This is a genomic window from Pseudolabrys sp., from assembly GCF_035943735.1.
Classification (GTDB): Bacteria; Pseudomonadota; Alphaproteobacteria; order Rhizobiales; family Xanthobacteraceae; genus Pseudolabrys.
Genome location: NZ_DASZBV010000025.1, coordinates 102357 through 127609, shown reverse-complemented (window position 1 = coordinate 127609; position 25253 = coordinate 102357). Strand labels below are relative to the sequence as shown.

General features: G+C 65.8%; 31 protein-coding genes. 19 read left to right on the top strand and 12 right to left on the bottom strand.

Going from position 1 to position 25253, the window contains the following annotated elements; genetic code table 11:
• Positions 1–57: 57 nt before the first annotated feature.
• Positions 58–1812, bottom strand: coding sequence for a diflavin oxidoreductase (locus VGV41_RS19165; RefSeq protein ID WP_326865619.1), 1755 nt, complete (start codon positions 1810–1812; stop codon positions 58–60).
• A gap of 2 nt (positions 1813–1814) precedes the next feature.
• The gene (locus VGV41_RS19160; RefSeq protein WP_326865618.1) at positions 1815–1943 is read right to left on the bottom strand and encodes a hypothetical protein; all 129 of its coding nucleotides are present in this window, start codon (positions 1941–1943) and stop codon (positions 1815–1817) included.
• Between the two features lie 213 nt (positions 1944–2156).
• Between VGV41_RS19160 and VGV41_RS19155 the strand changes: the two genes are divergently transcribed.
• The 5 genes from VGV41_RS19155 (at position 2157) to VGV41_RS19135 (ending at position 4291) form a co-directional block, all read left to right on the top strand.
• A complete protein-coding gene (locus VGV41_RS19155; protein WP_326865617.1) occupies positions 2157–2819 on the top strand; it encodes a hypothetical protein in 663 nt (220 codons plus the stop codon).
• Between the two features lie 58 nt (positions 2820–2877).
• The gene (locus VGV41_RS19150) at positions 2878–3300 is read left to right on the top strand and encodes a thioesterase family protein (RefSeq protein ID WP_326865616.1); all 423 of its coding nucleotides are present in this window, start codon (positions 2878–2880) and stop codon (positions 3298–3300) included.
• A gap of 183 nt (positions 3301–3483) precedes the next feature.
• Positions 3484–3732 carry a ParB N-terminal domain-containing protein gene (locus VGV41_RS19145; RefSeq protein WP_326865615.1) on the top strand — a complete coding sequence of 83 codons (249 nt, stop codon included), beginning with the start codon at positions 3484–3486 and terminating at the stop codon, positions 3730–3732.
• Between the two features lie 52 nt (positions 3733–3784).
• Positions 3785–4021: a hypothetical protein gene (locus tag VGV41_RS19140; protein ID WP_326865614.1), complete on the top strand. Its 237-nt coding sequence runs from the start codon at positions 3785–3787 to the stop codon at positions 4019–4021.
• Positions 4022–4093: 72 nt separating this feature from the next.
• On the top strand, positions 4094–4291 hold the full coding sequence (locus tag VGV41_RS19135) for a hypothetical protein (protein WP_326865612.1): 198 nt from the start codon (positions 4094–4096) through the stop codon (positions 4289–4291).
• Between the two features lie 18 nt (positions 4292–4309).
• On the opposite strand, the gene VGV41_RS19130 is transcribed toward VGV41_RS19135, so the two are convergent.
• The 3 genes from VGV41_RS19130 to boxC all read right to left on the bottom strand — a co-directional run bounded on the left by VGV41_RS19130 (position 4310) and on the right by boxC (position 8161).
• Entirely contained in the window at positions 4310–4498 is a 189-nt protein-coding gene (locus tag VGV41_RS19130) for a hypothetical protein (RefSeq protein ID WP_326865611.1), read from the bottom strand.
• Positions 4499–4907: 409 nt separating this feature from the next.
• Positions 4908–6362: a benzoyl-CoA 2,3-epoxidase subunit BoxB gene (boxB, locus tag VGV41_RS19125; protein ID WP_326865610.1), complete on the bottom strand. Its 1455-nt coding sequence runs from the start codon at positions 6360–6362 to the stop codon at positions 4908–4910.
• Between the two features lie 143 nt (positions 6363–6505).
• Positions 6506–8161, bottom strand: a complete 1656-nt coding sequence (boxC, locus tag VGV41_RS19120; protein ID WP_326865608.1) for a 2,3-epoxybenzoyl-CoA dihydrolase — start codon at positions 8159–8161, stop codon at positions 6506–6508.
• Between the two features lie 201 nt (positions 8162–8362).
• Between boxC and VGV41_RS19115 the strand changes: the two genes are divergently transcribed.
• The 4 genes from VGV41_RS19115 to VGV41_RS19100 all read left to right on the top strand — a co-directional run bounded on the left by VGV41_RS19115 (position 8363) and on the right by VGV41_RS19100 (position 11354).
• Positions 8363–9268, top strand: a complete 906-nt coding sequence (locus VGV41_RS19115; RefSeq protein ID WP_326865607.1) for a helix-turn-helix transcriptional regulator — start codon at positions 8363–8365, stop codon at positions 9266–9268.
• Between the two features lie 47 nt (positions 9269–9315).
• Positions 9316–10341: an NAD(P)/FAD-dependent oxidoreductase gene (locus VGV41_RS19110; protein ID WP_326865606.1), complete on the top strand. Its 1026-nt coding sequence runs from the start codon at positions 9316–9318 to the stop codon at positions 10339–10341.
• Positions 10342–10516: 175 nt separating this feature from the next.
• Positions 10517–10840: a 2Fe-2S iron-sulfur cluster-binding protein gene (locus VGV41_RS19105; protein ID WP_326865605.1), complete on the top strand. Its 324-nt coding sequence runs from the start codon at positions 10517–10519 to the stop codon at positions 10838–10840.
• A gap of 163 nt (positions 10841–11003) precedes the next feature.
• Positions 11004–11354 carry a KTSC domain-containing protein gene (locus VGV41_RS19100; protein WP_326865604.1) on the top strand — a complete coding sequence of 117 codons (351 nt, stop codon included), beginning with the start codon at positions 11004–11006 and terminating at the stop codon, positions 11352–11354.
• 18 nt (positions 11355–11372) lie between these two features.
• Here the strand turns inward: VGV41_RS19100 and VGV41_RS19095 are convergent, their stop codons facing one another.
• A complete protein-coding gene (locus VGV41_RS19095; RefSeq protein WP_326865602.1) occupies positions 11373–12422 on the bottom strand; it encodes a GGDEF domain-containing protein in 1050 nt (349 codons plus the stop codon).
• A 432-nt stretch (positions 12423–12854) separates the two neighbouring features.
• A complete protein-coding gene (locus tag VGV41_RS19090; protein ID WP_326865601.1) occupies positions 12855–13037 on the bottom strand; it encodes a CsbD family protein in 183 nt (60 codons plus the stop codon).
• 247 nt (positions 13038–13284) lie between these two features.
• On the opposite strand from VGV41_RS19090, the gene VGV41_RS19085 reads away from it, so the two are divergent.
• Genes VGV41_RS19085 through VGV41_RS19075 form a run of 3 tightly spaced genes read left to right on the top strand, consistent with a single transcriptional unit; the run spans position 13285 to position 14298 of the window.
• Positions 13285–13428 carry a DUF3309 domain-containing protein gene (locus VGV41_RS19085; protein WP_326865600.1) on the top strand — a complete coding sequence of 48 codons (144 nt, stop codon included), beginning with the start codon at positions 13285–13287 and terminating at the stop codon, positions 13426–13428.
• 40 nt (positions 13429–13468) lie between these two features.
• A complete protein-coding gene (locus VGV41_RS19080) occupies positions 13469–13861 on the top strand; it encodes a hypothetical protein (protein ID WP_326865599.1) in 393 nt (130 codons plus the stop codon).
• Entirely contained in the window at positions 13861–14298 is a 438-nt protein-coding gene (locus VGV41_RS19075) for a hypothetical protein (RefSeq protein ID WP_326865598.1), read from the top strand. The genes VGV41_RS19080 and VGV41_RS19075 overlap by 1 nt, the downstream gene beginning before the upstream one ends.
• Positions 14299–14440: 142 nt before the next feature.
• Here the strand turns inward: VGV41_RS19075 and VGV41_RS19070 are convergent, their stop codons facing one another.
• Positions 14441–15034, bottom strand: coding sequence for a hypothetical protein (locus VGV41_RS19070; protein ID WP_326865597.1), 594 nt, complete (start codon positions 15032–15034; stop codon positions 14441–14443).
• Between the two features lie 150 nt (positions 15035–15184).
• Here VGV41_RS19070 and VGV41_RS19065 point away from each other — a divergent pair, with 150 nt between their 5' ends.
• The 5 genes from VGV41_RS19065 to VGV41_RS19045 all read left to right on the top strand — a co-directional run bounded on the left by VGV41_RS19065 (position 15185) and on the right by VGV41_RS19045 (position 19532).
• Positions 15185–15976: an enoyl-CoA hydratase/isomerase family protein gene (locus tag VGV41_RS19065; protein ID WP_326865595.1), complete on the top strand. Its 792-nt coding sequence runs from the start codon at positions 15185–15187 to the stop codon at positions 15974–15976.
• 198 nt (positions 15977–16174) lie between these two features.
• Entirely contained in the window at positions 16175–16906 is a 732-nt protein-coding gene (locus tag VGV41_RS19060) for a gluconate 2-dehydrogenase subunit 3 family protein (protein ID WP_326865593.1), read from the top strand.
• 13 nt (positions 16907–16919) lie between these two features.
• Complete coding sequence (locus VGV41_RS19055) at positions 16920–18689, top strand: GMC family oxidoreductase (protein ID WP_326865591.1); 1770 nt, start codon at positions 16920–16922, stop codon at positions 18687–18689.
• Positions 18682–19062: a c-type cytochrome gene (locus VGV41_RS19050; RefSeq protein ID WP_326865590.1), complete on the top strand. Its 381-nt coding sequence runs from the start codon at positions 18682–18684 to the stop codon at positions 19060–19062. The genes VGV41_RS19055 and VGV41_RS19050 overlap by 8 nt, the downstream gene beginning before the upstream one ends.
• 224 nt (positions 19063–19286) lie before the next feature.
• On the top strand, positions 19287–19532 hold the full coding sequence (locus VGV41_RS19045) for a hypothetical protein (protein WP_326865588.1): 246 nt from the start codon (positions 19287–19289) through the stop codon (positions 19530–19532).
• A gap of 283 nt (positions 19533–19815) precedes the next feature.
• Here the strand turns inward: VGV41_RS19045 and VGV41_RS19040 are convergent, their stop codons facing one another.
• Positions 19816–20088, bottom strand: coding sequence for a hypothetical protein (locus VGV41_RS19040; RefSeq protein ID WP_326865586.1), 273 nt, complete (start codon positions 20086–20088; stop codon positions 19816–19818).
• 312 nt (positions 20089–20400) lie between these two features.
• On the bottom strand, positions 20401–20565 hold the full coding sequence (locus VGV41_RS19035) for a hypothetical protein (RefSeq protein ID WP_326865585.1): 165 nt from the start codon (positions 20563–20565) through the stop codon (positions 20401–20403).
• A 304-nt stretch (positions 20566–20869) separates the two neighbouring features.
• Between VGV41_RS19035 and VGV41_RS19030 the strand changes: the two genes are divergently transcribed.
• A complete protein-coding gene (locus VGV41_RS19030) occupies positions 20870–22537 on the top strand; it encodes a CocE/NonD family hydrolase (RefSeq protein WP_326865583.1) in 1668 nt (555 codons plus the stop codon).
• Between the two features lie 4 nt (positions 22538–22541).
• A complete protein-coding gene (locus VGV41_RS19025; protein WP_326865582.1) occupies positions 22542–23615 on the top strand; it encodes a 2-hydroxyacid dehydrogenase in 1074 nt (357 codons plus the stop codon).
• 166 nt (positions 23616–23781) lie between these two features.
• Here VGV41_RS19025 and VGV41_RS19020 read toward each other — a convergent pair whose 3' ends face one another.
• Together VGV41_RS19020 and VGV41_RS19015 are read right to left on the bottom strand one after the other, a co-directional pair.
• Positions 23782–24201 (bottom strand): lipocalin-like domain-containing protein, encoded by a 420-nt coding sequence (locus tag VGV41_RS19020; RefSeq protein ID WP_326865581.1) that lies wholly within the window; start codon positions 24199–24201, stop codon positions 23782–23784.
• Positions 24198–25154: a tripartite tricarboxylate transporter substrate binding protein gene (locus VGV41_RS19015; protein WP_326865579.1), complete on the bottom strand. Its 957-nt coding sequence runs from the start codon at positions 25152–25154 to the stop codon at positions 24198–24200. The genes VGV41_RS19020 and VGV41_RS19015 overlap by 4 nt, the downstream gene beginning before the upstream one ends.
• Positions 25155–25253 lie beyond the last annotated feature (99 nt).

Genomic DNA, 25253 nt, shown 5'->3' with positions numbered 1-25253 from the left:
GCGGTGCCGGGCCTGCAGCGCATCATTCACATGCCACGCTGCGCCCGGGACACGGGCTCAATAGACGTCCTGAAGATAGCGCTTGTCGCGCTCGAGCGCAGCAACCGCCTGCTCGGCGCCGTCGGCCGACAATGTCTTCACGTCGGCATAGGCGTTGACCAGCATCGCGCGGACGTCCTTGGCCATGCTTTTGGCGTCGCCGCAGACATAGAAGTTGGCGCCGTTCTCCAGCCAGTCGATGAGGTCCTTGCGACGCTCCCAGATGCGGTGCTGCACATAGACCTTGTCGGGCCGGTCGCGCGAGAAGGCGAGGTCCATCCGGGTCAGCGCTCCGTCCTTGAGCGCGTCCTGCCAGTCGAGCTGGTAGAGGAAGTCGTGCGTGTAGGAACGGTCACCGAAGAACAGCCAGTTCTTGCCGGTGGCGCCGACTGCGCGTCGCTCCTGCACGAAGGCGCGGAACGGCGCGACGCCGGTGCCGGGGCCGACCATGATGATGTCGCGGTCGCCGGCCGGCAGGCCGAAATGCTTGTTGGGCTTCAGCTTCACGCGGATACGCCCGCCCTTCTTCAGCCGCTCGGCGACGAAATTCGAGGCGACGCCGCGGCGGTCGCGGCCGTGGCTGGCATAGCGCACCGCCGAGACGAGGAGATGCGCCTCGTCGCCGACGTCCTTGCGCGACGACGCGATCGAATAGGCGCGCGGCGCCAGAGGCCGCGTCAGCGCGCGCAGGCGCTCGGCGTCGAGCGAGATCGGGAAGGTACCGAAGAGATCGATAAGCTGGCGGCCATTCGTCCAGTCGCGCGCATGTCCGTCGGCGATGAGCTGCTTGACGTACTGATGCCCGGTCGAGGCGGCGTAGGTCTCGATCGTCTTCACCGACAGCGTGGTCACGTCACGCGACGTGATGAACTCCTGGCGCAGCGCGTCGTCGTGCACGCCGGCGAGTGTGAGCAGTTCGTCGACGTAGGCCGAATCGTTCTCCGGATAGAGATCGAGCGAGGCGCCGGGCTCATAGGCGGGCGCACCATTGTCGAAGCCGAGCGCGAGATGGATCGTCTCTTTCGCCGAGCGCGACGAATTGAGGTTGACGTGCTCGGTGACCTCCGCCTCGACAATATCGGTGTTGGGCGACGCGGTCTGCTTGCCGCCGAAGTCGACCGAGATGACTTTCGCCTTGCCGAGGTCGGCCGGCGCCAGCGCCTTGAGCGTGCCGTCGACCCACTGCGCGGCCGGCGCGGCGAAGTCGAGATCGCAGTCGACGCGATCCGCGACGCGCTTGCCGCCGAGCGCTTCGAGACGCTCGTCGATCCTTTTGCCGATGGCGCAGAACTCGGCGTAAGCGGTGTCGCCAAGCGCCAGCACGCCGAATTCGACACCGTCGAGGCGCGGCGCGCCCTCGCCCATCAATTCGTTGTACACGCGCGCCGCGCGGCCCGGAGGCTCGCCCTCGCCCCAGGTGGCGGCGATGACGACGAGACGCTTGGCCTTGGTCAGGCTCGCCAGTTCGAGGTCGGCCATGTCGACGACGGCCGGCTTGAAGCCGAGCTTGCGCGCCGACTTCGCCATGTCGCCGGCGAGCTTCTCGGAATTGCCGGACTCGCTGGCGTAGACGATGGTCAGCGGCTCGGCCGCGCGCGGCGCTGCCTGCTCGATCGCCGCCTCGCCGCCGCCTTGCGCCGCCTCGACACCGGCGAGAAAGCCCGCCAGCCAGGCGCGCTGCACCTGCGACGCCGGACCGACCACGCGGTTCAACAGGTCGACGTCTTCTTCGGAAAACGGCGCGGTCTTCGGAATGGCGGCGAACGCGGACATTCTCAGCCCCACAGGCGCGGCAGCACGGTGAGGACGGTCAGCACGATCAGCGTGCCGACAAAGGCGATCAGCCAGTCGGTCAGCGACTGCTGCGGCTCGAGGCCATGCAGCTCATGAGGGAACTCGGTCATCGGACGGCTCCAACGAAAATAGAAGCCTTAGATAGAAGGCAGCCCGGCGAAGCGGCAATAAGCGTTGGAAAATAAGAAGATAGCTGTGGTCCGGGCCTGCGGCGGCAGAACGCCGTTGCTGCCGAAGGTGCTCTGTGGAGAACGCCGCTCCCGCGTGTTTCGCAGGCGTCCGCCGTGGCAAACAGGTCACTCGGGCCAAGGGACAAGAGTCGCATGCCGCCGCCGAAAGCGCTGAACGACCTGCTCACCCCGGCCGAGCGGCGGCTGTTCGCGCGCCTCGACACGCCGCACAAGATCCAGGACTTCCTCGACCGGCTGCCGGTGAATTTCGAGCCGGACGGCGACACCATCATGTCGCCGCGGCGCATGCTGCAGGCGAAGGTCGCCCACTGCGCCGAAGGCGCGCTGTTTGCCGCCGCCGTGCTCATGTTCCATCGCCAGCCGGTGTGGCTCCTCGATTTGCGCGCGCGCCCGACCGACCACGACCACGTCATCGCCGTGTTCAAGCAGCACGGCCGTTTCGGCGCCATCAGCAAGACCAACCATTCGATCCTGCGCTGGCGCGACCCGATCTACAAAACCGTGCGCGAACTGGCGGTGAGCTACGCGCACGAATACTGCCTGCCGAGCGGGCAGAAGTCGCTGCTCGCCTTCTCGCGGCCGTTCTCGCTGGCGCGCTACGCGCCGTCGCGCTGGGTGACGACAGCAGAAGACCTGCACTGGCTGATGGAGGCGCTCGATGCTTCGCCGCACGAACCCGTGGCGCCGAAGCGCATCAGGCAGCGCCGCTCGACGAAGCTCGAGATCGTGGCGCAGAACATGGTGGAATGGGAGAAGCCGCGCGGGCGCAAGGCGCCGCGGCGGGCGAAGCTGTGAACGTTGACAGCGGTGCGCCCGCGAGGCTTGGGTAGCGACGCAACGCAAGACTGAGCCGATGACCACCTTCACTTTCAAGCGCACGCTGAGGATCGCCTGGGGCGACTGCGACCCCGCCGGCATCGTGTTCAACCCGCGCTTCTTCGAGTTCTTCGACGCCAGCACCTGGGGTCTGTTCGAGGCGGCGCTCGGCGTCTCGCAGCACGACTTCGCCGCCGCCTACGGCATCGTCGGCATTGCGCTGGTCGATGCGCGCGGCAACTTCATGAAGCCGGTCGCCTTCGGCGACACCGTCGAGATCGTTTCGCGCGTCGCGGAATTCCGCCGCGCCAGCTTCGACGTCGAGCACAGGCTCATCAACAAGGGCGACGTTTCGGTCGAAGGCCGCGAAACGCGCGTCTGGGCCGTGCGCCGCGCCGACGATCCCGACGCCATCGCCACCGCCCCGATTCCGGCCGACGTGATCGCGAAATTCGGGTAGCCGCATCCATCGGCGGGAACCGCCGACGGCCTTGCAGCGCCTCGCAATGCCCTCCTTTCGCACGCGGAGAGGGCATCGCGATGAGCGCCGGCCGGTTTGCAGCAGGGGTGCCCCCTGTGTCATTGTCGGCAAAGCGTCGCGCAATACGGGCACATTCCCGTCAGGCAAGCCGGGCCAGCCACGATGATGAAGCGCGAGACCTTTCCGATTGCCAGCATCTACGTGCCCCTGAAGCGCCGGTCGACGCTCGATCAGGGGCGTGTCGATACTATCGCCCAGAGCATGCTGGAAAGCGGGCAAACGACGCCGATTCTGGTTCGCGAAGACGGCGCGCGCTTCGTTTTGGTCGAAGGGCTGCATCGTCTCGAAGCAGCCCGCTCCCTCGGCGAGAATACGATCGTCGGATTCCGCGTCCAGGCGCGGAAACACTAGGTCACGGGGGGTGTCGGCCGGACGGCACTTCACCAAAAAGAGCGAAGAAGTCATGACTGACCGTCGAGAGTTGTATCGAAGCCCGAACGGCGATGCCTGGTTTCTTGGACGTGAGCCGGCCAACGGACAGGCATTCATCATCCATCAGCCGAATGCGCCCTCCGGGGGCCGGCTGTCCCATATCGAACTGGCGGCGTTCCTGAGCAGTGGAACGGGTCCTGAACGACAGGCTCTCTTGAGGCTGATCGGGACGCTGGTCGATGTCCCGCCTTATGCGGAGAGACAATAAACCCGTTGCGGCGCTGCAGTCCGTCCGGATCGCAGCCGGCATTCATCCGTCCATTGGATCAGATTGAATACCATGCAGAATAATGACGATTTTTCCGTTGTGGTGAAAAACCGCGCAAACCCACCCAAGCCGTGGCGGTGGGAAATCCATCGCGCGGGACGCAAAAGCCCGATCACCACGTCGGCCGAGTACTTCATGACCGTCACGGAAGCAAACCAGGCGGGGAAGAAGGCGCTGCTGCTCTTTCTGAGCGAGCACCAGGAGCCATAGCGAAAATTGCCGCCGCGTCTACTTGGCCAGCCCTTGCGACTTGAGCCACGCAATCTTGCGCGGCCCGTTTATCCACTCGTAGACGTCGTCGCGACTGGTGAGGCCCGTAATAAAGCGCGTCTCGTGTCCCGGGCATATTGCCTCGACCTGCCATTCATTCTCGGCAATACGCTTCGGGCGGAACTCAATGCGGGGCTTTTTGCTCATTTTGCCGTTTTGACGATGATTCGAACTGGAGACCAGCATTATTTCGACGCTGCGAACGCCATATATAGGCGGTGGCTATAATTCACAACTTCCCCGGTTCGGGGATCGATATGAGCAAAGCCCGACAGGGCTACCGGTCAAAAAGCTCCAAATGGCAACCCGACAGCATCGCTTGAATGAGTTCAACCAGAGCGCGCCTCCCTCGCACGCGGTGGAAGTGCTTTGCGAGGACCATAATGGGACTTACGTGCTGCCGTACTCCTGCGAATGGCGGGACGGCGCCTGGCATCACGCCGCCAGCGGCACACGGATAGAGGCGAAAATCCTCGGCTGGCGATGACCGGCATGCGGCAATGGGACGCCCGATCCACCTCGCGCCCGCCTTTCCTTTGAGGAAACGGCGAACGTATCACGCGATCTTCACGTACTCGAATTCGCCGGGCTTGTTGTCGATGCCGACCTTGGGCGGCGCGATCCAGGAGGCGAACTGCCCGGGCTCGTAGTGCGGCCGCATCAGGCTCTCGATGAAGTCCTTGTCCGAATCGTCCGGCAGGAAGTCCCGGCGCTTCGAGGCCCACTCCGCATCGCTCAACAGTCTGCCGTCGACATCGGTCTTGATGTGCGAGAACTCGCCGATGTGGCGATGGAACGCCACGTGCGGCAGCTTGATCTCGAACGGGATGCCGAAGCTCTCGATCACCTTGTTCCAGCGGCCGATGCCGACGTTTGCGTCGTTAACGTAATCGTCGCGCAGCCGCATGTTGAGCGCCGACAGCGCCGGCGCGTCCTCGTTCTGGATCCTGCCGTCGATCAGCCGCAGCACCGGATAGGTGGACTGTTCGAGCTTGTGGTCGTCGTCGAGCCGGTTCTCGCGATAACGGCCCTTCAGTCCGGCATGGAAGGCGTTCGCCGCATTGGTCGATATCTCGTTGCCGAACAGGTCGAGCGTCAGCGAGAAATGCAAATTGGCCTTCTTCTGGATGGTCGGCAGGTCGATGACGCCGAGCTTGCGCACGCGTTCGATGTCGTACGGATCGGTGATCCCCGCGTCCTTCATCGCCTCGCATGTGCGCTGGATGACGCGCGTGACGCCGGTTTCGCCGACGAACATGTGGTGCGCCTCCTCCGTCAGCATGAAGCGGCAGGTGCGCGACAAGGGATCGAAGCCCGACTGCGCCAGCGCCTCGAGCTGCATCTTGCCGTCGCGGTCGGTGAAGTAGGTGAACATGAAGAAGGACAGCCAGTCCGGCGTCTTCTCGTTGAAGGCCCCCAGCATCCGCGGCGTGTCGGGATCGCCGGAGCGGCGCTCGAGCAAAGCTTCCGCCTCCTCGCGGCCGTCGGTGCCGAAATATTTCTGCAGCAGGTAGACCATCGCCCAGAGATGGCGGCCCTCCTCGACGTTGACCTGGAACAGGTTGCGCAGGTCGTAGAGCGACGGCGCGGTCTTGCCGAGATGGCGCTGCTGCTCGACCGAGGCCGGCTCGGTATCGCCCTGGATGACGATCAGGCGGCGCAGCATGGCACGATATTCACCCGGCACCTCCTGCCACACCGGCTGCCCGGCATGCGTGCCGAACGGGATGGTGCGGCCTGCCGCCTGCGGCGCCAGCAGGATGCCCCATTTGTAGTCCGGCATCTTGACGTAATCGAACTTCGCCCAGCCTTTCGGATCGACGCTCACCGCCGTGCGCAGATAGACGAGCGACTCCTGGAAGCCGTCCGGCCCCATGTCCTTCCACCAGTCGATGTAGCCGGGATGCCACTTCTCGAGCGCGCGCTTGACGCGCACGTCGTCGCCGAGGCCGACATTGTTCGGGATCAGTCCGTCGTAATCGACCTTGCCGATGCCGGTGGCGACGTTCATGGCCGTGGTCCTCTCGTGTCCCGGGCGCAGCGCAGCGCGTTAGCGGTGCGCTGCAGACCCGGGATCGTTACGGTCTCTCGCGTTCGTTACGGCCCCGGATCTGCGGTGCGCGCTTGCGCGCTGCACCGCGTCCGGGGCACGGATCACACCCTGTCCTTGCCATAGGTCGGCTTCACGCCCGACCCGTACAGTTTCAGCGCGCCCTGCTCGCCGACGGCGTTGGGACGCTGGAAGATCCAGTTCTGCCAGGCGGTGAGCCGGCCGAAGATCTTGGTCTCCATCGTCTCTGGGCCGGCGAAGCGCAAATTCGCCTCCATGCCGGTCAATGCATCGGGCGACTGGCTGGCGCGCTCCTCGACCATCACGCGCAATTCGTCGTCGAAATCGAAATCCTCGCGCGCGAAGGTGACGAGCCCCGCCTCCTCCGCCGCCTCGGCCTCGAAGCGCTCGCCGAGGCGCGCGTGCAAGGCGTCGAGCATCTCCGGCTCGCCGAGGAAGCGCGCCTGCAAGCGCGTCAGACCGTTGCCCATCGGATAGAGGCCGAAATTCGCTTCGTCCAAAACGATCGCCGCCGGCGCGCGATTGTCGCCCTCGCGCGTGCCGACCAGCATCATCGCGCGGTCGGCGGCAAAGACGAGCTCGGCGAGCGTGCCGGCAAAGCACGAGCCCGGCTCGATCAGCGCGATGAAGGTCTTCGCGGTGACGTCGATGCGCTTCAGCACGCGCTTCAAATAATGCCGCACTTCGCGCAGCAGCCAGTCGTCCTGGCCGGCGATCAGGAATGCGTCGTGGTCGAGCACGCCCTGCGCCTCGCCGTCGGTCTTGAGCAGCAATACGCCGATCGCCGCTTCATTGGTGCGCAGATGCAGGATCGCGTCTTCCAGTTCGCGCGCCACGGTCAGCGGCCAGAAGGCGGCGCCGAGCGCATGCGCCGCGTCGCGCGAAGAAGGCACCGGCTGCGACGGCCCGCGCACGGTCAGCGTTGCGACGTTGCGCGCGCGGTCGAGCGCGACATCGACGTGCGACCAGGAAAGGCGGTCGCCGTCCGACTGGCGTTGCAGCGGCGTCAACGCGATGCCCTTCGCTCCCGCCGGCCGATCGGACCGCTCCGCCAGCGCGCTTGCCCGCGCTCGCACCGCCTCGTCCCATTTCGACGGCGGCACCACCTCATCGACCAGCCGCCAGTCGCGCGCCTTGGCGCCGCGCAGGCCCTCTTCGGTCGCGCAGAACACGTCGGCGCGGTCGCGCCGCACCTTGCGCTTGTCGGTGACGCGGGTGAGCCCGCCGGTGCCGGGCAGCACGCCGAGCAGCGGCGTCTCCGGCAGCGACACGGTCGAGCGGCGGTCGTCGACCAGCATGATGTGGTCGGTGGCGAGCGCCAGTTCGTAGCCGCCGCCGGCGCAGGAGCCGTTCACCGCGCTCATGTAGATCTGCCGCGAATGCTCGGTCGCGTCTTCGATGGCGAGCCGCGTCTCGTTGGTGAACTTGCAGAAGTTCACTTTGTGGCCGTGCGTCGCCTTGCCGAGCATGCGGATATTGGCGCCGGCGCAGAACACGTTGTCCTTGCCGGATTTCACCACCACGCAGCGCACCTCCGGGTGCTCGAAGCGTAAGCGCTGCACCGCGTCGTTGAGCTCGATGTCGACGGCGAGGTCGTAGGAATTGAGCTTGAGCTCGTAGTCGGTCGACAGGCCGCCGGCCGGATCGACGTCCATCACGAGATAAGCGACCTCGCCGTCGGCTTCGATGCGCCAATGGCGATAGCGTGAAGGCTCGGTGCGAAAGTCGATCGCGCTCATGGCCTCCTGGCCGCGTCCTTGAGTCTTTCCTGCCGCGCGGGCGGTGTGCCGCCCTTATGCATTATGATGCATTTCCCTATCACCACCCCTCCGGCGCGGCAAGCGGTGCGCCGCCGCGGCGCACTACAAATCGCCGCAAAATCGGTTGCTTTTGTAACGGGCGCGCGGCATAGTCCGTGCGGAACTATAATGCATATGAACATGAGCAAAGCCGAAGCGCCCGCCGCCGAAGACACCGACGCCTATCTGCGCCGCCTCGGCGAGCGCGTGCGCGTCCTGCGCAGCCAGCGCGGCATGACGCGCAAGGCGTTGTCGCTGCACGCCAAAGTGTCGGAGCGTTATCTCGCCCAGCTCGAGGCCGGCCAGGGCAACGGCTCGATCGTGCTGTTGCGCCGCGTCGCCCGCGCCATCGGCACGCCGGTCACCGCGCTGGTCGGAGAGGCGCCGGAGCCGTCGATCGACCTGCAGCTCCTGATCCAGCATCTCGAGCGGCTGCCGCCGGAGATGCTGGCGGAAGCGCGCAAGCTGGTCACCGAGCGGTTCCGCACGCCGGGCGACGTCACCGGCGGCCATCGCATCGCCCTCATCGGCCTGCGCGGCGGCGGCAAGTCGACTCTGGGACGCATGTTGGCCGAAGCGCTCGGCGTGCCCTTCATCGAGCTCGACCGCGAGATCGAGCGGCGCAGCGGCGCCTCGCTCAGCGAGATCTTCGACATGTTCGGCCAGCAGACCTTCCGCCGCGCCGAGCGCGAAGCGCTGGACGACGTGCTGGCGACGCACCCGCAATTCGTCATGGCGACCTCCGGCTCGATCGTCACCGACGCCGGCACGTTGGAGCGCCTGCTCTCCTCCTGCCGCACCGTCTGGGTGCGCGCCGAGCCGAGCGAGCACATGCAACGGGTACTGCAGCAGGGCGACATGCGGCCGATGGCGCATAGCGCCCGCGCGATGGAGGACCTGCTGGGCATCCTCGAGAGCCGCAAGCCCTTGTACGCGAAGGCGGATTTGACGATATCGACGAGCGGGCGGACGCCGGAGCAGACGCTCGCGGAACTGTTGCGCGCAGTGACGGTTCCCGATAATCGCATCTCGCGCCGTTCGGCGTGACGACCCCCGCAATTCAAGGACAGGAGCCGGCCCGGGCCGGAAGTGGCATGAGCGAGACGATCAAGACCGACGTAGTGATCATCGGCGCGGGGCCCGTCGGCCTGTTCGCGGTGTTCGAGCTCGGCCTGCTCGACATCAAGGCGCACTTGATCGACATCCTCGACAAGGTCGGCGGCCAGTGCGCCGAGCTCTATCCGGAGAAGCCGATCTACGACATTCCCGGCATCCCGCTCATCACCGGCCATGGCCTGACCGACGCGTTGATGGAGCAGATCAAGCCGTTCAATCCGAACTTCCACCTCGGCGAGATGGTCTTGAAGGTGGAGAAGCTCGGCGACGCGCAATTCCGCGTCACGACCGACCGCGACAAGGTGTTCGAGTGCAAATGCGTGGTGGTCGCCGCCGGCGGCGGCTCGTTCCAGCCGAAGCGGCCGCCGATCGCCGGCATCGAGGCCTACGAAGACAAATCGGTGCACTACGCCGTGCGCAAGATGGACGCGCTCCGCGACAAGCACCTGGTCATCGTCGGCGGCGGCGACAGTGCGCTCGACTGGACGCTCAATCTGCAGCCGATCGCCAAACGCTTGACGCTGGTGCACCGGCGCGATGAATTCCGCGGCGCCCCCGACAGCGTCAACAAGATGCGGGCGCTGGTCGCGGCCGGCGATATGGATCTCAGGATCGGCCAGGTGGCGGCGCTCGAAGGCGACAACGGCCAGCTCGTCGCCGCGCAGATCAAGGGCAAGGAGGCGACCGACCGCATCGCCTGCGACGCCCTGCTTCCCTTCTTCGGCCTCACCATGAAGCTCGGCCCGGTCGCCGACTGGGGCATCAAGATGGAGGACGAACTGATCCCGGTCGACACCGCCGCGTTCGAAACCTCGGTGCCCGGCATCTTCGCCATCGGCGACATCAACACCTATCCGGGCAAATTGAAATTGATCCTGTCCGGCTTCCACGAAGGCGCGCTGATGGCGCAGAAGATCTATCACTACGTCTATCCGGAGAAGCGGCTGGTGTTCCAGTACACGACCTCCTCCACCAGCCTGCAGAAGAAGCTGGGAGTCGCGTGAGACGCACGATCCCATAGGGAGAGGTCGGATCGCCGATAGGTGATCCGGGTGAGGGGTTACAGCATAATTGAGTCAGTAGCCCCCTCACCCCAACCCTCTCCCCAACGGGGAGAGGGAATGCGCGGTGCAGGCGGCGATGCCGACGACGGGTTTGTTCTCTTTAAGAGATAATTTGATGCCCCGCATCACCTTCATCTTGCACGACGGCACCAGGCACACGGTCGACGCCGAGCTTGGCGCCACCGTCATGGAGACGGCGCTGAAGAACGACATCGGCGGCATCGTCGCCGAATGCGGCGGCTCCTGCACCTGCGCCACCTGCCTCGTGCATGTCGACGAGACCTGGAGCGCCATCGTCGGCAAGCCGCACGCCGAGGAAGATCAGATGCTCGACGCCGCCTTCGAGGTGAAGCCGACCTCGCGCCTCGCCTGCCAGATCAAGGTGACCGAGGCGCTCGACGGCCTGATCGTGCACACGCCGGCCTATCAGGGGCGGTGAGCGGCGGACCGCATTTTATATGCCGGCTTTACGCGGAATTGGCCGCCTCGCTCGTTGAATGATCAAATCGCCGCCGCTTTGACGGGCAGCGCGCCGTTCTTTCGGGCACGCCAAATTCGCCGGTGCCGGCGATAATACGGGTCGTCGAGTCGAGGCCACCGCCATGCATCGCCTGTTGATCGCGGCCGTGCTGATCGCCGCAACGACATTCTTCGAGATGAGAACGGAGCCCGTGCGCGGGCGTGCCGTACCGCCCGATCTGTCGGCTTTCGACTGCACGGAGATTACGGGAAGCCGGCTACTCAAGCGCGTCTGCTACGACGCCGCGCATCGCTATCTGCTCGCCGAAATCGACGGCCGCTATTACGCGCATTGCAACATCGACGCGACGGCCGTGGACGAACTGTCCTCGGCCGAGAGCGTGCCGGCCTTCTATCTCTCCGAAATCCACGCCGGCCACAAATGCAAAAAGGGCGAGCTTCCCGCCGGCATCGCGCAACTGGTCGTGCAGTGATCGCGGCGTGACCGGCCGTCAGGCCGCGACGAAGCCCGCCGCCGCCGCGGGCGGCGGCTCGTCGATGACGGTACGGTTGCGGCCGTCGCGCTTGGCGCGATAGAGACTCGCATCGGCGGCCGCGACGAGCGCCTGCGGCGTCCCCGCCGCCGTCAGTTCGGCGACGCCAATCGAGACCGTGACGCGGCCGAGATGCTCGCCGCTCGAGCGCTTGACGATCTCGCTGGCGCCCACCGTCAGGCGCAGCCGGTCGGCGACCGAGGCCGCGTGCTGCACGGCAGTGTTGGGCAGCACGACCGCGAACTCCTCGCCGCCGTAGCGCGCCACCAGATCGACGCCCTTCAAATTCTGCTTCAGCGTCTGCGCGATAAGCTGAAGCACGACGTCGCCGGTCAGATGGCCGTGCACGTCATTGAACATCTTGAAATTGTCGACGTCGACCATCAGCAGCGACAAGGGTTGCCCCGCCTGGTGCGCCTGCCGCACCGCCTGCGCGAGGAATTCGTCGAGATGCTTGCGGTTGGCGACGCCCGTCAGCGGATCGGTCAGGTTCTCGGCGCGCACCGCCAGCAGGTCCTGCTGCAGCTTCGAGATGTCCTCGCGCGACTCGCGCAGGCTGGAGCCAAGCGCGAGGTTCTCACTGCGGCTGTCGTGCAGCGCGCTGACCACGGCCGAGACGATGCCGCGCAACATCTCGCGGTCGAGCGGCGCATGCAGCTTCTCGTTCACACCGAACAGCGTGTCGCCCATATTGCCGGTCAGCCCGATCGCCGCCTCGATCATCGAGGAGACCTGATCGACCTCGTCGGTGAGCCGCTCGCCGATGTCGGCGATGCGGCGCGCGACCTTCTCGGTCGCCAGATAGCGCTCGCGCAGCTTTTCGACGTGCACGCGCGTGAGCTGGTCGCCGCGCGCGAGAATCGCGTCGACCGCGCCGTTCAAGGCCGCATTGGTCCGCTGCAGATAGAGGAAGGCAACTTCGTAATTGCGCGGGTCGGCGGCCAGCCCCCACGCATGCAGGAGACGGATGACCTCTTCGCAATTGTCGTCGGCGGCGTGTTGGCTCATCGGCAGGTCATGTGATCGGCGGCGGCGCGCTTCGGCCCGGCGTCAGGGCGGGCGGTACTATCGCCCGCCCAGCGTAAATGAATCGTTTACCCTTGCGCTCGTCGCGCGAAGCCGGCCAGGCCGTGAGAACGGCTAACCCGCCGCGTCGAGGACGACCGCGCGCGGCAAGCCCTTCACGTGAAATTTGGAATGGAATTTGCGGGGCAGCGAAATGCCGCGCCTCAAAATCCCGTCGCCAACCGCGCCATCACCACGGTAATCGCCACCTGCATCGCGCCCACGCCAGGGCTTGGTAAAGCCCAACCGCCGAAGTAAGCCGGCTCGTGTTCGGACGTCAGCTTTGCGCCGACAAGCGGAATCGTGCCTGTGGCTCGCTTGATAACAAAGAGGCCGCCGACCGGGGCGGCCTCACAGTGTCAAAGGCGGTCTCCGCTATTTTTTGACGGCATCCTTGAGCGCATCCTTAATGCCGCCGACCGCATTCTGAATCTTGCCGGCGACCTGTTGCGTCTTGCCTTCGGTTTCGAGCTTGGCGTCGCCGGTCACTTTGCCCACGACTTCCTTGACCTTGCCTTTGGCCTGCTCGACGGAGCCTTGGACTCGATCTTTGTCCATGTTGTCCCTCTCCTTCGGTTGATGTCAGCCGCCGCTTCAGTAGGCGCGCCAACCCGGCATTTTAGCGGGGGACGGACCTCTCAAACGACAATTGATTTAATTATAGGCTACGAGCGGATTGCCGAACGATTTTGAGGCAAATCAATTCGGCGCCAGAGATTACCCATTATGAGAATGAGGCAGCATTTTCACGCTCGCGAGAGGACGTTTTCGTTAGACGTCACGAGGAATCCACAGGAGGCATACAATGGGACTTATTCTCCTATTGATCGTTTTGGTTCTCCTTTTTGGCGGCGGCGGTTTCTATCTTGGTCCTCCGTTTCATTACTACGGCGGGGGCCTCAGCCTGATCGTGGTGATCATTGTTTTGATCATTCTGTTCAGAGGCTGAAGGTGCGCGCGTCGCAAACGCCCATATCAGGAGGCCGCTCATGAGTGGGCAGCACGAAATCGGAAGCATCGCCGGGTTAGCCGCTCGCCTTGCCGAGGAACTTCAACGCGCCAAAGACAACATTGCCCGTTCGGCCGGTTCCGCCGGCGAAGACTTGGCGGTTCAGCTCCATCAATTGCAAGACGATGTGACCGCTATCCAGAACACGATCGGTGCCTTCGGCAAAGCCGCCGGCGCCGAAACGGGCGAGGCCGCCTCTCGCATGGGCGCCGCAGGGGCCGAGGCCGCACACGAATTTGCCGCCGACGCGCGGGAGCGCGCGCACTCTATGGTTGGAGGTTTTGAGGAATTCGCACGTAGAAATCCTCATTGCGTGCTGGGCTGCACCCTCGGCCTCGGATTGATCCTGGGCCTCATGATGCGGAAGCGTTAATGCTGTCGACCGCGCTGAATATCGTTCTCGGCGTATTCCGCTTCGATGTGAAGCGCAGCGTTCGCTCGATGACCATTACCGTTGCGCTGGTCGTCGCAGCCGTGGTTGCTTTGCTGATTGGTGCGGGTTTCGGGCTTTCGTTGCTTTATTTCTGGCTCGAAAGCACCGAAGGGACCGTGCCGGCCCTAACGATCATAGCCGCTGGTTGTGCGGTGCTAGGATTAGTACTGCTTCTTTTTGCGTTCGCACGTCCGAAGCGGCGGGATCCACGCGAAGCCTTCGCTCCTCACTATAAACCGCATGAACCGGGAATGGCTGGATCGGAACGGATGTTCGACGAAGCGATCGCTACGATGCAGAAAGGCTCGCGGGAGTCCATGCTGGCGGCGGTCGCCTTGGCTTTGGTGGCCGGGATGATGGCCGGTCGAAAGCTTTAGCGTCAGTTGCCCCCGGCATCGGGTTGCCATGTCCGCTTGGATCAGATGCGGACGTCAACGACGAAGCAACCGAATTTCCGATTTAAGTCGGTTGCATCGATATCGAGACCCGGCGCATGCCCGGTCTCCGCCACGCTCAGCCTCAAAATCCCGTCGCGAACCGCGCCATCACCACGATGATCGCCACCTGCATCGCACCCTGCACGGCGACGATACGCACGTAAGTGCGCATCCAGCCCGCGAGCTTGCCGTAGTCCGGCTGCGCTTTCTGCATTTCGAAGTAGAGCTTGAGGTTGGTCGGCAGCAGATAGCCCAGCCCCTGGATGGTCAGCACGGTGACGATGCCGAGCGCGGCGATGACCCACCAGAACTCCGGATAGCCGAGATCGAGGAAGCCGAGCCTTGTGGCGAGGAACCAGCCGGCGGTGGAGGTGATGGTCGACAGCGTCGGCATCAGGATCAGGGTGCGCGGCACGATGCCGGACATCACCGCCTTGCGCGTCTCGGGCGAGACGCGGCGCAGCACCGGCCCGACGACGAAGCCCATGAACAGGTCGATGCCGGTCCACAAGGTGCCCGCCATCACGTGCACGAAATTGAGGAACCAGAGGCTGCTGCCGAGAATGGCGGCGACCATCAGCGCCAGCGCGGCAAGCGCCGGGACGAGGTACCAGGGCTTGAGCGGCGATCCGATCGTGGGGACGGCGGCCGGCGCGGCGATCACGGTTTCGGTCATGGGGCGATTCCACTGTTCGGCGGCAGGCTAGCGAAATGCGGCCCATCCTCCAACCGCCCCGGCTGGACGCGCCGCCCCGGTCGGCCTATCAACCGCCCCGCGGCCGCCTTCGACCGGCGGGCGTGATGTCGAGACGAAAGGAAACGACCGGTGGACTCTGCAGCTTCCCAGGACATGCTCTTTGACGTGAAGGACGGCATCGGCTGGGTGACGTTCAACCGTCCCCAGGCGCGCAACGCCTTCACCTTCGCGATGTACGAGCGGCTCGCCGAGATCGCCAAGCAGGCGAACGAGGACAAGGCGCTCAAGGTGCTGGTCTTCCAGGGCGCCGGCGACAAGGCCTTCGCCTCCGGCACCGACATCAACCAGTTCCGCGCCTTCAAGGGTCCGGAGGACGCGCTCGAATACGAGGGCCGCATCGACCGCGTGCTCGGCGTGCTCGAGACCTGCCGCGTGCCGACCATCGCCGCCATCAACGGCGCCTGCACCGGCGGCGGCGCCGGCATCGCCGCCTGCTGCGACCTGCGCATCGGCACGAAAACCGCCCGCATCGGCTTCCCGATCGCGCGCACGCTCGGCAACTGCCTGTCGATGTCGAACCTGTCGCGGCTGACGGCTCTGGTCGGGCCGGCGCGGGTGAAGGACCTCATCTTCACGGCGCGCCTGGTCGAGGCGCCGGAAGCCGCTGCGCTCGGCCTGCTCACCGAAGTGGTCGAGGACGGCGCCGCCTTGCAGACGCGCACCGCCGAGGTCGCCAAGCTGATCGCCGGCCACGCGCCGCTGACCATGAACGCGATCAAGCAGGGACTCGCCCGGCTGCAGCACCGTCTCACGCGCGAGGAAGGCCAGGACCTCATCCTCATGTGCTACCTGAGCCAGGACTTCCGCGAAGGCATGGACGCGTTCCTCAACAAGCGCCCGCCGCAGTGGAAGGGCGAGTGAGGCTTTGGTCCCGGCGGTAACCCATCCCGATTGTGCAGTGCTTCAAGAATACAGGCACTGCACTTTTGACATGACGTCGCCGTAGACCGCGCGCGCGTCCGCGATTAGCATTCTTCCAAAATATCGATCCGTCCGCGATAGCGCGGGCGGATCGGGCGCGACCGGTGACAACCGGCGCGGCGATAAGGGAGAGTGCCTATGGCGGACGACACGATTCCGCGGCGCCGATTCCTGCTCGGCGCCGGCCTCGCAGGCACGGCCATGGCGGCCGGCCTCGCATCCGAAGCTCCCCGTCCTGCACAGGCTGAGACGTCACCGGCGGCGACGCCGGCGCCGGCCGCTCCCGCCGCCGAACCGGACACGCTGCTTCTGCTCACGGCGACGGAAGCGGCCTTCGTATCCGCTGCGGTCGACGCCTTCATTCCCGCCGATGCGCACTCGCCGTCCGGCACCGATTGCGGGCTGGTGGTCTTCATCGACCGGGCGCTTGCCAGCGAATGGGGCGGCGGCGCGAAGATGTATCGCAGCGGCCCCTACCACAAAGGCAAGCCGGAGCAGGGCTATCAGCTCGCGCTCACGCCGCGCCAGTTCTTCCAGACCGGCATCGCCGAGGCCAATGCCTGGTCGCGGACGACCCACGGCAAGGAGTTCGACCGGCTCGCACCGGCCGACCAGGTCGCCGCCCTCAAGGCGATGGAGGACGGCAAGGCCAGGTTCAACGGCATTCCCGCGCGCGCCTTCTTCAACATGCTGCTGACCATGACGATGCAGGGTTTCTTCGCCGACCCCGCCTATGGCGGCAACCGCAATGCCGCCTCGTGGAAGATGCTCGGTTTCCCCGGCCTGCCCGCCACCTACGCCGATACGTTCGAGGAATATCGCAACAAGCGTTACGTCGCGCCGCCGCGCTCGATGGCGGACTTCTCTTAAGGCGGAGGCGGACATGGCGACGCGATTGAAAGAAGTCGATGCGGTGATGGTCGGCATGGGCTGGACCGGCGCGATCATGGCGCGCGAATTGTCCAAGGCCGGCCTCAGCGTCGTCGGAATCGAACGCGGTCCGGACCGCGTGCCGGGCGAGAACTTCATCCTGCCGGCGATCCGCGACGAATTGCGCTATGCGCAGCGGCTCGAACTGATGCAGGACAATTCCGTCGACACCATCACCTTCCGCAACGCCGCCCCCGAAATGGCGCTGCCGATCCGCCGCTTCGGCGCCTTCCTGCCGGGCGAAGGCGTGGGCGGCTCCGGCCTGCATTGGGGCGCGCTGCACTGGCGCTTCCTGCCGTCGGACTTCCGCATCAAGAGCCACTTGCGCGAGCGCTACGGCGCCAAGGCCATCCCCGACGACATGACGATCGAGGATTGGCCGGTGAGCTATGACGAGCTCGAGCCGTATTACGACAAGTTCGACAAGATCTGCGGCGCGTCCGGGCAGGCCGGTAATCTCAAGGGCACGACCGTCGCCGGCGGCAATCCGTTCGAAGGACCGCGCAGCAATCCCTATCCGAACAAGCCGATCATGTCGGCGGCGCCAAGCCTGATGTACGCCGATGCGGCGCGGAGCCTGGGCTATCACCCGTTTCCGGCGCCGGTTGCGATCGCTAGCGCCGCCTATACGAATGCCGAAGGCATCGCGCTCGGCGAATGCCAATACTGCGGCTACTGCAACCGCATGGCCTGCGAGGCGAACGCGAAGGCGTCGGCCAACACGACGATCCTGCCGAAACTGCGCGACGAGCCGAAATTCGAGCTGCGCACGCGCGCTTTCGTGACCAGGCTCGTCTACGACAAGCCGGGTAAGAAGGTCACGGGCGTCATCTACACGGACATGCGCACCGGCGAGGAGTACGAACAGCCCGCCAACATTGTCGTGCTGTCATCGTTCGTGTTCGGCAATACGCAGGCCATGCTGCTCGCCGGCATCGGCGAGCCCTACGATCGCGCGACCGGCAAGGGCGTCGTCGGCAAAAACTACGCCTATCAGTTCGAAGCCGGCGCCGCCGCCTTCTTCGAGGACAAGGAGTGGAACCCGTATATGGGCTCCGCCGGCGTCGGCGTCTGCATCGACGACTTCAACGGCGAGAACTTCGATCACGCCGGGCTGGGCTTCTTCGGCGGCGGCTATATCGCCTGCAGCATGGCAGGGGCGCCGCCGATCGCCGGCCGCAACGTGCCGCACGGCACGCCGCGCTGGGGCGCGGAATGGAAACAGGCGACGGTGAAATGGTACAATCGCGTCGCGCGGTTCAACACGCAGGGCTCGGTCTACGCCAACCGCGAAAACTTTATGGACCTCGACCCGACCTACAAGGACGCCTTCGGCCGTCCCTTGCTGCGGCTGACGTACAACGGCACCGACAACGACCATAAGATGTCGCGTTATCTCCTTGCCAAGCTCGAGGGCGTGATCAAGGCGATGAACCCCACGCATTACGAAATGCATCCGCGGCCGCGGAATTTCACAATCGTGCCGTATCAGTCGACGCACAACACCGGCGGCACGATGATGGGCGCCAATCCGAAGGCGAGCGCCGTCAACCGCTATCTGCAGGCGTGGGACGCGCACAATCTCTTCGTCATGGGCGCCTCGGTGTTTCCGCAACAGCACGGCTACAACCCGACCGGCACCGTCGGCGCGCTCGCTTATTGGGCCGCCAACGCCATCACCGGTCAGTATCTCAAGAGCCCGGGGCCTCTCGTTCATGCGTAAAGCAAGATTGGACATGACGCTGCTCGGCCTCGGCGCCGTGGCGGCCTTGACGCTGTTTGCGACCGCCGCATCGGCAGCCGATGTGGCGCACGGCAAGCAGATCTTCGCCTCCTGCGCGGCCTGCCACTCGGAGCGCCCCGACGCGATCGGGCCGGACCTCAAGGGCATCGTCGGGCGCAAGTCCGCCGCGGTCGACGGCTATCGCTATTCAGGCGCGATGCGCCGCGCCCACCTCGTCTGGGACGAGGCCAACCTCAAGCAGTACATCGCCAATCCCCAGGCAAAGGTGCCGGGCAATCGCATGCCGTTCAGCGGGCTGCACGATCCGCACGACGTCGACGACGTCGTCGGCTATCTCGAGACGCTGAAATAGCGGGGCGAGTCTGCAGCACCGGGCGATCGTCCGGCTATCGGCCCGATCAACATCTGAAAATTCGCGCGACGTTCGCAAGCCGACGTCGCACGCACAATCCGCAACGATGAGTCCACTATTCACATGTCTTGGTATTGCTGGAACCACATAAACGTGTTTGTCTGGCCAGTAACGTCGCGGCCAACTGTCAAATCACGTATTGGAACTTCTGGGGGAGATCGCGCATGTCGCGCAGACTGACGACTGGCCTGCTGTTCGCCGGCATCGTGGCGGCCCTGACGATCATGGCCGGCCAGCCCTCGCGGGCCGAGAGCAATAACAAGAACACCCACCATACCCACCACGCGGTGCACGACCGCCGATCGCCATGCGAGAGGGACCCCAGATGCCTGGAGTCACTGTCGCGGGCCGCGGCTTATGGCAACATGAACGCGCCGCATCATCCCCCGGCGCATCGGAGCGATCGCTGATGTTGGCGCGTTGGTTAGCCGGCGTGGTACTTGCGGCTTCGGCTTTCTGTTCGACCGTTGGCCCTTCGCACGCCGCGGATTCCCGATTTAATAAATGTATCGGTGTTTGCACGACTCAAGAATATAATTGCCGGTTCGCCGGCACCTATACGCCGAAATGTCAGAACAAATTTCGTATCTGCGCAGACAACTGCGCGCGAACCGGGCGGCCGATATCGTTCGGACTGATCCGTTAAGCGGTCTTGCGCGAGCGAGATTTCAGCCTGGTCATGCCGCGCGTTTCTCAGCTCAGCCGCCGGCGGTTGGCGCGCACGCGCCGGCGATAGGGGATCGCCGCGCGCCTGAGAGCCGTCGTCGCGCTCTGGCCTATCATCAGCGCCGACGCCGCCGCGGCGTGCGCCTCGGCGGCTGCCGCCATCTTTTCGGTCACCATGCGCGTCGCCTCGCGCCCGGCCGAGGGGTCGTTGCGCCAGAACTGCATCATGCGCAGCGCGATGACCTGCTGCGCCTCCGCCGCGAACTGCCAAGCCTCGAACCATGGCCTCAGGGATTTCACAGTGTGCATCCTCGTTCATGACCCCGCCCTACAACGGCAAGCGCGGCCATGCGTTCCTGCGCGGGTGCGGAAACTCAGCGCCGCATCCGCGCACACAGCGATCATCGCAGTGCCCTCCCCCCTGTGGGAGAGGGCATTGAGAGACTCCCGACGCACTCTGCCGGGTGAGGGGGAAGCCCCCTCACCCATTCTTTCAGTTTGAAATGTCGCGGATGCCCTCTCCCACAAGGGAGAGGGCACATACGGCGACGTCCTCGCCCGCGGTGGTGCCGTTGGTCCCGTCTCGAATGACCTGCGGCCGCGCCGCCCGCTTTAGAACGACCCGAACTGCCGGAAGGTGGCAGCGAAGGCTGGACTTGCCAGCGACATCGCCACCGTCACGATGCACATGAGCACGGGCACGAGCAGCACGGTGGCGCTCTCCCGCTTCCGTTCGAACGCACGACGCCGCATCACCGCCGCAATGTCAGTGGGCATGGCCTGATCTCCATCGGTTCGGCCCGATCCCGTCCGAACCATCGCCATGCAAGTGGCTTGCCACATGGCCGCGTGCCGCCTCTCCAACGGCATCCTCTGGCAAACCGTGCGCCGCGCACAGCGTTCCACCCCCGGCAATTGGTCGCACGTCGACGCCCAGATCGCCGCCTCCCCTGCGCAACGGCGCGCCAGCCATGCCGATGCGGCGGAGCCGCCCGGGTTGGCCGCGGCGCTGTGCCGCATTAGGGTGGCCGCCTTCAAAAAGCAGCGCACGCAACGCGCGCGTCACGGGGAGAAAACGCGGATGACCACGGCAACGGCTGCAGGCGGCATCGTCATCGACAAGGACGTCGCCGTGCCGATGCGCGACGGCGCGCGGCTGATGGCAGACGTCTTCCGCCCCAAGGGCGACGGGCGCGTGCCCGCCCTCCTCAATCTCGGCCCCTACCAGAAGGACAAGCTCTGGGTGGTGCCGCCGGCGCTCGAGGAAAAGCAGAACGACTGGATGAACTGGGAGACGGTCAACCCGGAATGGTGGGTGCCGCGCGGCTATGCCTGCGTGCGCGTCGACGGCCGCGGCAGCGGCCGCTCGCCCGGCCAGTGCGAGCCGTGGTCGCTCGCCGAGGCGATCGACTTCCACGACGCCATCGAATGGGCGGCGGCGCAGCCCTGGTGCAACGGCAAGGTCGGCCTCACCGGCATCTCCTACTACGCCATCAACCAGTGGTTCGTCGCCAACCAGCAGCCGCCGTCACTGAAGGCGATGATCCCGTGGGAGGGTTTCGCCGACATCTACCGCGACGCGCTCTATCACGGCGGCCTGCTCAACGTGTTCATGACCAACTGGTTCACCGCACACCTGATGCACCACAAGCTCGGCCGCGCCTCGCAGACCATGCCGGACGCGTGGAAGGTGAACACGCTCGACTTCTGGCTGTCCAACAATCTCGACAGCGGCGCGTTTCACGGCGCGCAGGCACAATGGGACAGGATCACCGTGCCGTTCCTCTCGGTCGGCAACTGGACCGGCTTCGGCCTGCACCTGCGCGGCAACACCGAAGCCTTCGCGCGCGCCGCGTCGAAGCACAAGAAGCTGCGCATCCACACCGGCAGCCACGTACACCCGTTCTACACCGAGGAAGGCCGGCAGGATCAGGTCCGCTTCTTCGATTACTGGCTCAAGGGCATCGACAACGGCGTCATGGACGAGCCGCCGGTCAAGCTCGCCATCCGCCACGGCGCCGACAAGATCGTCTGGCGGCACGAGCAGGAATGGCCGCTGGCGCGCACGCAGTGGACGAAATTGTACTTCGACCTGGCGCCGCAGGACGGCGCGCCCGAGTACAGCGCCAAACTGGTGCGCGAGAATCCGAAGGCCGCGCACACGCGCAGCTACGTCACCTCGCATCTCGGCACCATGGGCTCGACCTCGGCGGCCTCGTCGCAAGTGATGGGCGGCGGCGGCATCCGTCCGAACATGGGCGTGGCGCTGGAGACGCCGCCGCTCGACGCCGACATGGAAGTGACCGGTCCGCTCGCCGCGTCGTTCTGGGTGTCGAGCGAGAGCGAGGACATGGACCTGTTCCTGACGCTGCGACACTTCGACGAGAACGGCACCGAGATCATGGAGACCGGCCAGCAGGGCGCGCCGGTGCCGGTGGCGAAGGGCTGGCTGCGCGTGTCGCATCGCGAGCTCGATCCCAAGCTGTCGACGCCGGGACGGCCCTATCACGCGCACAAGCGCCGGCTCTATCTCAAGCCCGGCGAGATCGTGAAGGTCGACGTCGAGATCTGGCCGACTTCGATGGTGTTCAAAAAGGGCCACCGCATCCGCCTCGACGTGCAGCCGCGCGACGGCGTCGGCAGCCAGGGCTACATGCACTATCACGCCGACTACAACAGCGGCCGCAACACCATCCACGCCGGCGGGCAGTACGAGTCGTACCTGCTCTTGCCGGTCATCCCGGGCTGACCTCATGGCCGCAGAGATCGCGATCCTCGACGACGACCACATCAACCGCCTCATCCGCTACGCCATCGCCGGGCCCGGCGAGGTGACGCAGGACTGGGCCGAGCACTTCTTCCTGCCCGAGGACGTCGACACCGCGCGCGTCCGCGCGCTTGGCGAGGGCCTGCGCCGCGACGGCGTCGCGCTCGTGCCGATGGCGGTCGACGCGCGCGAGGGCACCGACGCGCAGGTGCTGATCTTCCGCCGCGGCGTGATCAATGCGGCGCTGATGGACGCCAACCCGAAACTGAAACTGATCCAGCGCATCGGCGAGCGCGCCGAGATGATCGACCTCGCCGCGGCGAAGGCGCGCGGCATCGCCGTGTCCTGCGTGCCGCGGCCGTCGCTGCAATTCACCGCCGAGCACGCGATCCTGCTGATGCTGGCGCTGACCAAGAAGCTGATCGTGTCGGACGCCGCCGTGCGCAACGACACATGGGACCGCGCGCGCGTTCACCCCGAGAATGGCGTCGCCTACAACTGGGCCGGCATCACCGGCATCGGCGGCCTCTACGGCGCCACCGTCGGCATCGTCGGGCTCGGCGAGGTCGGCGCCATGGCCGCGCGCATGGCCAACGGCTTCGGCGCGCGCGTCGTCTACTGCAACCGCACGCGGCTCACGCCCGAGCGCGAGGCGGCTTACGGCGTCGGCTATCTCTCGCTGCCGCAACTGCTGGCGCAGTCGGACGTCGTGTCAATGCACGCCAGCAATTTGCCGGAGAACAAGGGGATGATCGACGCGCAATTCTTCGCGCAGATGAAACGCACGGCGTTCTTCATCAACACCAGCCGCGGCCGCATGGTCGACGAGGCGGCGTTGCGCGACGCGCTCACGCGCGGGACCATCGCCGGCGCCGGCCTCGACGTGCATGCGCAGGAGCCGCGGCCGAGGCCGAACATCTTCGCCGGGCTCGACACTATCATCATGACGCCGCATCTCGCCGGCGGCGCGCGCGTCGCGATCATCGACGAGGTGGCGGCGGTGGTCGGCAATTGCCAGGCGGCGATGACGGGCGGAGAGATACGGCACCGGGTGGCGTAGCGTGACTTGCCGCAGGCAGAGCGCGCTCCCTCTCCCCGTTGGGGAGAGGGTTGGGGTGAGGGGGTTCCGGACTCTCGACGTTTGTAACCCCTCACCCGCCCGCCTTCGCTACGCTGCGGCGGTCGACCTCTCCCTCTGGGAGAGGTGAAGCGAGCGCGCGGCAACCCTACTCCGCCGCCGCGATCTTCTCCCAGTACAGCGCCCTGTGCTGCATCTTGCCCTGCCACGGCCGCGGCTTCTGCGTGAGCACCAAGAGCCCGTCCTCGAAATGGGTGAAGCGCGTCTGCTCGCCGCCGACGCGACTCGGCTCGGCCGAGGCATCGACCCGCGTCACCAACGTCTTGCCGTCCCAGGTGTAGTTGCCGCAGTACGACATGTACTCGCGCACGCTCTCGCCCGGCGGCAAGGCTTTGCGCGAGTCGCACAGCACCGACATCATGCGGCCGTCGGCGTAGAACACCAGCAGCCCGCGCGGGTCCGCGCCGTAAGGCGGATGCATCGGCGCCCCGTCGTCGCCGGTCGCCGATGTCTTCGCAAGCCGCCAGACGCCGACGATGCCGTCGGCGCCCTTCCCCTGCCCGCTCAAGGCACGACCAGCCCGAGCTTCTTGATCAGCGCCGCCCACTTGCCTTCGTTCTCCTTGATGTTGGCGGCGTAGGCGGCCGGCGTCGACGGCATCGCCGAGCCGCCGTCATCGATCAGCCGCTGCTTGATGTCCGGCATGGCCAGCACTTCGTTGAGCGCCTTGTTCAGCCGCGTCACGATCGCCTGCGGCGTCTTCGCCGGCGCCACCAGCCCGTAATACTGCACGATGTCGAGCGGCAGCCCCGCCTCCTTGGTCGTCGGCACGTCGGGGATCGCGGCCAGCCGCTCCGGCGCCGCCACGGCAATGGCGCGGATCGTGCCGGCCTTGATGTTGCCGATGGCCGGCGGCAGCGTGTTGAAGGCGAGCCGCACGTGGCCGCCGAGCAGGTCGGAGGTCAGCGGCCCGGTGCCCTTGTAGGTGACGATGACGACGTCGGTCTTGGTCGTCGACTTGAACAGCTCGGCGCCGAAATAATTCAGCGTCGGCGACGGCGGCGTGCCGATGTTGAGCTTGCCCGGCTCCTTCTTGGCCAGCGCGATCAGGTCGGTCATCGACTTCACCGGCACCGACGGGTGCGCCATGATGACGATCGGGATCGAGGCGACCAGCCCGATCGGCGCGAAGTCCTTCTGCAGGTCGTAGCCGGGATTGGACGGCAGCGAGGCGCCGGTCACCAGCATCAGGATGGTGTAGCCGTCGGGGGCCGAGCGCGCCGCGTCGCGCACGCCGATGACCGAGCCGGCGCCCGGGCGGTTGACGACGATGACCTGCTGGCCGAGCCGCTCGGACATCTTGTTGGCGATGACGCGGCCGACGGTGTCGACGCCGCCGCCGGCCGGATAGGGCACGATCAGGCTGACGGTCTTTGTCGGATAATCGGCGGCCTGTGCGGCGCCGGCGGTGATGGCGAGCGCGGCCGCGACGGCCAGGCCCGCGCGCGTGAGTGTGCGCATGGTTGGTCCTCCCCTTTGTTTATCGTTTTGCGTCGTCCCTTGCCGGTCAGTCTGGCAGGGTTCCGGTACGGGGGAAACAGCGCGGGGGGTGGGGTTCAG

Excerpts from the sequence above, each read along its gene's own strand:
- VGV41_RS19160 (WP_326865618.1), bottom strand. The coding sequence starts at position 1,943 with ATGACCGAGTTCCCTCATGAGCTGCATGGCCTCGAGCCGCAGCAGTCG.
- VGV41_RS19045 (WP_326865588.1), top strand. The coding sequence starts at position 19,287 with ATGTCGCGCAGACTGACGACTGGCCTGCTGTTCGCCGGCATCGTGGCG.
- boxC (WP_326865608.1), bottom strand. The coding sequence starts at position 8,161 with ATGAGCGCGATCGACTTTCGCACCGAGCCTTCACGCTATCGCCATTGG.
- VGV41_RS19050 (WP_326865590.1), top strand. The coding sequence starts at position 18,682 with ATGCGTAAAGCAAGATTGGACATGACGCTGCTCGGCCTCGGCGCCGTG.
- VGV41_RS19090 (WP_326865601.1), bottom strand. The coding sequence starts at position 13,037 with ATGGACAAAGATCGAGTCCAAGGCTCCGTCGAGCAGGCCAAAGGCAAG.
- VGV41_RS19035 (WP_326865585.1), bottom strand. The coding sequence starts at position 20,565 with ATGCCCACTGACATTGCGGCGGTGATGCGGCGTCGTGCGTTCGAACGG.
- VGV41_RS19080 (WP_326865599.1), top strand. The coding sequence starts at position 13,469 with ATGAGTGGGCAGCACGAAATCGGAAGCATCGCCGGGTTAGCCGCTCGC.
- VGV41_RS19070 (WP_326865597.1), bottom strand. The coding sequence starts at position 15,034 with ATGACCGAAACCGTGATCGCCGCGCCGGCCGCCGTCCCCACGATCGGA.
- VGV41_RS19110 (WP_326865606.1), top strand. The coding sequence starts at position 9,316 with ATGAGCGAGACGATCAAGACCGACGTAGTGATCATCGGCGCGGGGCCC.
- VGV41_RS19060 (WP_326865593.1), top strand. The coding sequence starts at position 16,175 with ATGGCGGACGACACGATTCCGCGGCGCCGATTCCTGCTCGGCGCCGGC.
- VGV41_RS19025 (WP_326865582.1), top strand. The coding sequence starts at position 22,542 with ATGGCCGCAGAGATCGCGATCCTCGACGACGACCACATCAACCGCCTC.
- VGV41_RS19100 (WP_326865604.1), top strand. The coding sequence starts at position 11,004 with ATGCATCGCCTGTTGATCGCGGCCGTGCTGATCGCCGCAACGACATTC.
- VGV41_RS19015 (WP_326865579.1), bottom strand. The coding sequence starts at position 25,154 with ATGCGCACACTCACGCGCGCGGGCCTGGCCGTCGCGGCCGCGCTCGCC.
- VGV41_RS19115 (WP_326865607.1), top strand. The coding sequence starts at position 8,363 with ATGAGCAAAGCCGAAGCGCCCGCCGCCGAAGACACCGACGCCTATCTG.
- VGV41_RS19105 (WP_326865605.1), top strand. The coding sequence starts at position 10,517 with ATGCCCCGCATCACCTTCATCTTGCACGACGGCACCAGGCACACGGTC.
- VGV41_RS19165 (WP_326865619.1), bottom strand. The coding sequence starts at position 1,812 with ATGTCCGCGTTCGCCGCCATTCCGAAGACCGCGCCGTTTTCCGAAGAA.
- VGV41_RS19145 (WP_326865615.1), top strand. The coding sequence starts at position 3,484 with ATGATGAAGCGCGAGACCTTTCCGATTGCCAGCATCTACGTGCCCCTG.
- VGV41_RS19030 (WP_326865583.1), top strand. The coding sequence starts at position 20,870 with ATGACCACGGCAACGGCTGCAGGCGGCATCGTCATCGACAAGGACGTC.
- VGV41_RS19140 (WP_326865614.1), top strand. The coding sequence starts at position 3,785 with ATGACTGACCGTCGAGAGTTGTATCGAAGCCCGAACGGCGATGCCTGG.
- VGV41_RS19135 (WP_326865612.1), top strand. The coding sequence starts at position 4,094 with ATGCAGAATAATGACGATTTTTCCGTTGTGGTGAAAAACCGCGCAAAC.
- VGV41_RS19095 (WP_326865602.1), bottom strand. The coding sequence starts at position 12,422 with ATGAGCCAACACGCCGCCGACGACAATTGCGAAGAGGTCATCCGTCTC.
- VGV41_RS19055 (WP_326865591.1), top strand. The coding sequence starts at position 16,920 with ATGGCGACGCGATTGAAAGAAGTCGATGCGGTGATGGTCGGCATGGGC.
- VGV41_RS19130 (WP_326865611.1), bottom strand. The coding sequence starts at position 4,498 with ATGAGCAAAAAGCCCCGCATTGAGTTCCGCCCGAAGCGTATTGCCGAG.
- VGV41_RS19075 (WP_326865598.1), top strand. The coding sequence starts at position 13,861 with ATGCTGTCGACCGCGCTGAATATCGTTCTCGGCGTATTCCGCTTCGAT.
- boxB (WP_326865610.1), bottom strand. The coding sequence starts at position 6,362 with ATGAACGTCGCCACCGGCATCGGCAAGGTCGATTACGACGGACTGATC.
- VGV41_RS19150 (WP_326865616.1), top strand. The coding sequence starts at position 2,878 with ATGACCACCTTCACTTTCAAGCGCACGCTGAGGATCGCCTGGGGCGAC.
- VGV41_RS19085 (WP_326865600.1), top strand. The coding sequence starts at position 13,285 with ATGGGACTTATTCTCCTATTGATCGTTTTGGTTCTCCTTTTTGGCGGC.
- VGV41_RS19155 (WP_326865617.1), top strand. The coding sequence starts at position 2,157 with ATGCCGCCGCCGAAAGCGCTGAACGACCTGCTCACCCCGGCCGAGCGG.